At 45.1% G+C, this 5825-nt stretch carries 4 protein-coding genes; 3 read left to right on the top strand and 1 reads right to left on the bottom strand.

Going from position 1 to position 5825, the window contains the following annotated elements:
- Positions 1 to 54: 54 nt before the first annotated feature.
- Positions 55 to 2532 carry an Rne/Rng family ribonuclease gene (locus B4K20_RS13030; RefSeq protein WP_289283199.1) on the bottom strand — a complete coding sequence of 826 codons (2478 nt, stop codon included), beginning with the start codon at positions 2530 to 2532 and terminating at the stop codon, positions 55 to 57.
- A 557-nt stretch (positions 2533 to 3089) separates the two neighbouring features.
- Between B4K20_RS13030 and B4K20_RS13025 the strand changes: the two genes are divergently transcribed.
- The 3 genes from B4K20_RS13025 to B4K20_RS13015 are packed head-to-tail and all read left to right on the top strand — an operon-like array spanning position 3090 to position 5728.
- Complete coding sequence (locus tag B4K20_RS13025; protein WP_289283198.1) at positions 3090 to 4046, top strand: RluA family pseudouridine synthase; 957 nt, start codon at positions 3090 to 3092, stop codon at positions 4044 to 4046.
- A complete protein-coding gene (locus tag B4K20_RS13020) occupies positions 4046 to 4705 on the top strand; it encodes an HAD family hydrolase (protein WP_289283197.1) in 660 nt (219 codons plus the stop codon). Before B4K20_RS13025 ends, B4K20_RS13020 begins: the two co-directional genes overlap by 1 nt.
- A 39-nt stretch (positions 4706 to 4744) precedes the next feature.
- Positions 4745 to 5728: a S49 family peptidase gene (locus B4K20_RS13015; RefSeq protein ID WP_289283196.1), complete on the top strand. Its 984-nt coding sequence runs from the start codon at positions 4745 to 4747 to the stop codon at positions 5726 to 5728.
- The last annotated feature ends 97 nt before the right edge of the window (positions 5729 to 5825 follow it).

The raw sequence follows: 5825 nt of genomic DNA, 5'->3' as shown, positions 1-5825 counted from the left end.
TGTTGATACGAAACTTGCTGGCCAATTAAGGCCAGCAGTTCTTCATGCGGAATATTACTCTTGCGTGGCATTCGTCTCACTCGCTTCAGATTTGGCCTTATTTTTCTTTTCAGAGCCATTATCATCCGAAGACGAATTTTTTTCTACCACCGGTTTTTTTTCCTCAGCTGGTTTTTCTACCTTTTTATCAACAGGCTTATCTGTCGCTTCTGGCTTGTGAGCTGGTTTTGCAGCATCCTCGTTACTAGAAGCATTATTAGCAGCAGCCGCTTCTGCTTTATCCTTATCACTCGGACGACGACGTCTATTTGTCGGGCCTGACGAACGTGGTCTGCGTGGTTTTGAGGCAGGTACTTTGTTGCCATCCACTTCGGGCTCTTTTTCTGCCTTAATCACATTACCATTCACTTCTGGCTCAGGCTCAGGAACGGCATTGCCATTAACCTCAGGTGGCGGCGGTGGAGCAATGTTGCCTTTCTGAGTGTCAGCTGAGTTATTATTCTCAGGTGATGTATTTTCAGCGCGAGCAGGACGACGGCGACGGCCTCCACGACGTGAGCGTCGACCATTACTGCTACGCGTCTGCTTATCATCATTATTGTCTGAAGCAGCCTCTTCTTTTACTGGATTTGCTGATTCAGTCTTCTTCTGCTCAGTATTGTCCGTATTTTTATCATTTCTACGGCGTGATTTTTTACGTTCATTATTATCAGCAGATTCCTGATTCTGATTATTTGCTGAATTATTCTTAGAACGACCACGTCCTCGACGATTCTGTGTGCGTTGTTCTGGTGAGCTTTTTTCTTTTTTTGTATCCACGACAGGCTTTTCTTCCTTCTCTGGCTCACTTTTTCCTGTCAGCACATTTAACAAACGTTTCAGCAGGCTAGGTTTTTGTTCAGGCTCTTTTTCCTTAACAATCACCGGTGCAGGTGCTGCGGGGGATATTCCCTTCACTGCTGGTTGTTCCATGACGGGTTTATCGCGTAATACTACCGGAACCTCTTGTTCTGGTTGAGAGATAAGCTGGTGACTGACTTCATTTCGCTCACCGCCATCTTTGATACGTTCGATATCGTAATGAGGTGTTTCAAGGTGTGGATTCGGTATCAACACCACTTTCACACCGTGACGCTTTTCAATAATATCGACTTGTTCGCGTTTATCATTAAGAATGAACGTGGCAACAGGTACAGGCAGTTGAACGATTAATTGCGTGACCTTATCCTTAGTTGCTTCTTCCTCAATCAGGCGTAATACCGCCAGCCCCAAGGATTCCACACCACGCACATGGCCAAGACCAGCACAACGTGGGCAAATTTCCTGATGGGCGTCACCAAGAGCAGGACGCAAACGCTGGCGAGACATTTCCAGCAAACCGAAACGAGATATCCGACCAACCTGAACACGTGCACGATCGGCTTTCAGATGTTCACGCAGGCGATTTTCAACTTCGCGCTGATTACGGCTAGGCCCCATATCGATAAAGTCAATAACGACCAAACCACCCAGATCGCGTAATCTTAACTGACGTGCAATTTCTTCGGCAGCTTCCAGGTTGGTGTTAAGTGCTGTTTCCTCTATATCACCGCCTTTATTCGCGCGTGCTGAGTTAACATCAATCGAGATCAACGCTTCCGTGGGATCGATAACTAATGCGCCACCGGAAGGTAAACGCACTTCATGTCGAAAAGCGCTCTCAATCTGGCTTTCAACTTGATAACGAGTGAATAGCGGCACTCTATCCTGATAGAGTTTAAATTTACTGAGTTCATGCGGCATAACCATGCGCATAAAGTCATAGCCTGTTTGATACACTTCAGGTGAATCGACCAGAATTTCACCAATGTCTTTACGCAGGTAATCACGTAAAGCACGGATAATGATATTACTTTCCTGGTAAACCAAAAATGGCGCATTGCGATCTTTGACAGCCACGTCGATAGCTGTCCAGAGCTGCACAAGATACTCAAGATCCCACTGTAACTCTTCTGGCTGCTTTCCAACACCAGCAGTTCGTACAATCATGCCCATGCCTTCAGGGACTTCTAAGGAGCGTAAAGCTTCTTGCAACTCTGCACGGTCATCCCCTTCAATACGACGAGAAATACCGCCTGCGCGAGGACTGTTGGGCATCAGAACTAAATAACGACCAGCCAGGCTGATAAAAGTTGTCAGAGCCGCACCTTTATTGCCACGCTCTTCTTTTTCGATTTGGACAACTAATTCCTGACCAACAGAAAGCACATCCTGAACATTGAGACGCCCATTGTTGTCATCAGAATCATCACGTTTTTTAAAGTACGTTTTTGAAATTTCTTTCAGTGGCAAAAAGCCTTGTCTTTCTGCACCATAGTCAACAAAAACAGCTTCTAAGCTCGGCTCTACTCGAGTGATTTTTCCTTTATAGATGTTACCTTTTTTCTGTTCTCTGGATGGGGTATCAATATCCAGATCAAATAGGCGTTGGCCATCGACCATTGCCACACGCAACTCTTCTTCATGTGTTGCGTTGATTAAAATTCGTTTCATGCACTAACCTCAATGTTGAGGTTCGCATATCCTGCCGCCCACCATCGTAGGGGACGCGTTAGCCAGTCGGGCTTTACAGAGCGACGATGTCTGTTGTTCAGTAATTAATTGTCTATCGTATCGTTTCTTTCATGCGCCATCCCATCAAGGCGTACATGAGTCATCTTTTTCTTTCATCGGGTTGCAATAAGGTTCTGCAACTTTCATTGGTTTCTTAGCTTACCTTCAAGCCTAAAATCTGAACCATTTTTTGTTTATATTAATTACTTAATTGTCGTCCTGTCTGATGCGTCTTTCTACTCGTTTTGATGGCAATCAAGACATGGGAACCTGATATTCTTACAAGGGCTCCCTATGAGCCCACCCGCTGAACCCCTGTCCAGCGAAGATATATATTTGTTTACCGGGCGCCGCATCAACCTCTTTTTCGAGGGCGCGACGCAAAATTCAGTCATCGTGGACAAAAGTAGGTATACTGACCTCATTTTACGCACGGACCAACGTTCGAATATAGCAGTCTATTGCCATCTCAGCAACTCAAAATTTAACCTATTTCTATGGCAGCTCACAAACCTCAGTCACAAAAAGTACAATTTATTGAAATAAGCGCATCTCAAGCTGGGCAGCGTATCGATAATTTTTTGCTTACACTTGAAAAAGGTGTGCCAAAAAGTCGGATCTATCGTGCCATCCGGAAAGGTGAAGTGCGTGTCAATAAAGGCCGTATTAAACAAACCTATAAAATCCAGGCTGGTGACTCTATTCGTGTGCCACCCTTGCAGGTATCTGAAAAAAATCAGCCAACAGAGATTTCAGACGCATTAAAACAGCAGTTACTCGCTTGCATCATTTTTGAAGACGAATCCATGCTGGTGTTGAATAAACCCTCAGGTCTGGCCGTTCATGCAGGCACTCAGATTCAAATGGGCGTCATCGAAGCCTTCAGACTGATAAAACCTGAATTAGAATTTATCGAGTTAGTTCACCGCCTCGATCGTGACACATCAGGTTGTTTGTTAATAGCAAAAACTCGTGAATGTCTATTGAGTCTACAACAACAAATGCTTTCTGATGAAATCGACAAACGTTATTTAACCTTATTAAAAGGTGAAATCAGGCAAGATGAACTCTACGTCGAACAACCTCTTCAAAAAAATACCGTCTCTTCCGGTGAACGCATGGTCAAAGTCGACTCTGCAGGAAAAAAAGCCAAAACCTTATTTATCACCAAACAAGCTTTTGGCCTTGCCCAGCTGACTGAGGTCAAACTCTTTACTGGCAGAACTCATCAGATACGTGTCCATTCAGCCTGGTCTGGTCACCCTGTTGCAGGTGATGACAAATATGGCGATCGCGAATTCAATAAAACCATGAAAAGCTATGGCCTGAAACGCTTATTTCTTCACGCTTGGCGTCTGGGTATCAGACATCCCATCAGCAATGAGCCACTTCTATTGGAGGCCCCTCTTCCAGACAACCTGGTGAGCGTTGTTTCACACATGGAGCATGCATAATGGACTACCAGCTCATCGTATTTGATTGGGACGGCACCTTGATGGATTCAACGGCACACATCACTCATTGTATGCACCGAGCTATTTCAACCTTATCTTTAGAACCACTGTCAGATACGCAAGTCAGCCATATTATCGGGCTGGGATTACATGAAGCAGTGCAAACACTCTATCCAGATGCTGATGCGGCAACCTGGACAGCATTAGCTGACTGCTATCGTCAAACCTGGGTAAACACGCCGGAGTCAACACCGCTTTTTGCCCATGCTGAAGCCTTGCTAGGTCGACTTAATGAACAAAATATTCTGTTAGGCGTGGCCACAGGAAAAAGTCGTAGAGGCTTGGATAGAGCCCTCCAACAAACAGGGTTGGGTGACTTGTTTGTATCAACCCGCTGCGCTGATGAATGCCATTCAAAGCCACACCCACAAATGCTGATGGAACTGATGGATTATGCTGGTGTCACTTCTGACCAAACGCTGATGATAGGTGATACAGAGTTCGACTTAATGATGGCCCATAATGCCGGTGCTGACAGTCTCGGAATCACTCATGGTGCACACCCAGAACTCACTCTTAAAGCAGCGAACCCCAGAGCCATTGTTCATGATCTATATCAAGTTGAGAAGTGGTTAGCTCGTCCTGACACAGAGTTTTGATATGATGGCATACTTATGTTTTTTTCAGGATAGATAAACATGGCAACATTTGGCGATTTCCCACCTAATAATAATTCGGAAAATACAAGCAACAGCAAGGAAGATCAGACTTGGGAACGCAATGTTCTGAGAGATTTGGCGTTTGCAGCCATAAGAGAACAGCGTAACAAACGCCGCTGGGGATATGTCTTTAAAGGCCTGATTTTTTTATATCTTATCGCCTTTCTGATTCTAAGTTACTCACCCAAACAATTATCTTCTGCTACTGGCCCCCACACAGCCATGGTTGAAATCAGTGGTCCTATCGCCAGTGAATCCGAAGCGAATGCTGACAGTATTGTTACGGGTATTCGTAACGCTTTTGAAGATCAATCAGCCAAAGGTTTAATCCTGAGAATGAATACCCCCGGCGGCAGCCCTGTTCAGTCAGGTATCGTCAATGATGAAATTCAGCGCCTCAAAAAAACACGCCCTGATTTTCCCGTCTATGCTGTTATTCAAGATGTCTGTGCCTCAGGCGGTTACTACATCGCCGTAGCAGCTGACAAAATTTATGCAGATAAAGCCAGTATAGTCGGCTCAATTGGCGTCAGAATGGATGGTTTTGGTTTTACTGATTTAATTGACAAGGTAGGTGTCGAAAGACGTTCTTTAACCGCTGGTGAACACAAAGCATTCTTAGACCCATTCCTGCCGATGAAAGAGGCGGATCTTGAACATGCCCACAATATGCTGGACACCATTCATCAACAATTTATTGACGTAGTAAAAGAAGGTCGTGGCGATAGATTGGCGAATAATGATGATTTATTCTCTGGACTGTTCTGGTCGGGAGAGCAAGCTTTCGATCTTGGTTTGATTGATGGTTTAGCAAACACCAGTACTGTGGCACGTGATATTCTGGGCGCAGAAGATATTGTTGATTACACCCCGCGTCCAAACTACCTTGATCAGTTTGCAGGCAAGCTCGGCGCATCTATCTCTCAATTCGTCAGTGAGAAGGCATCATGGAGTGTGAAATAATATGGCAGACACCATTGAATTAACCGAAGCCCAACGCGGAGAGCGTGATGAACGCTTTCGCTATGTTGATCTGAGTCACCCCCTCATGAAAGCACTG

It is taken from the genome of Methylophaga sp. UBA5088, assembly GCF_002414625.1.
Taxonomy (GTDB): domain Bacteria; phylum Pseudomonadota; class Gammaproteobacteria; order Nitrosococcales; family Methylophagaceae; genus Methylophaga; species Methylophaga marina.
This window is presented reverse-complemented; position numbering and strand designations above follow the sequence as displayed.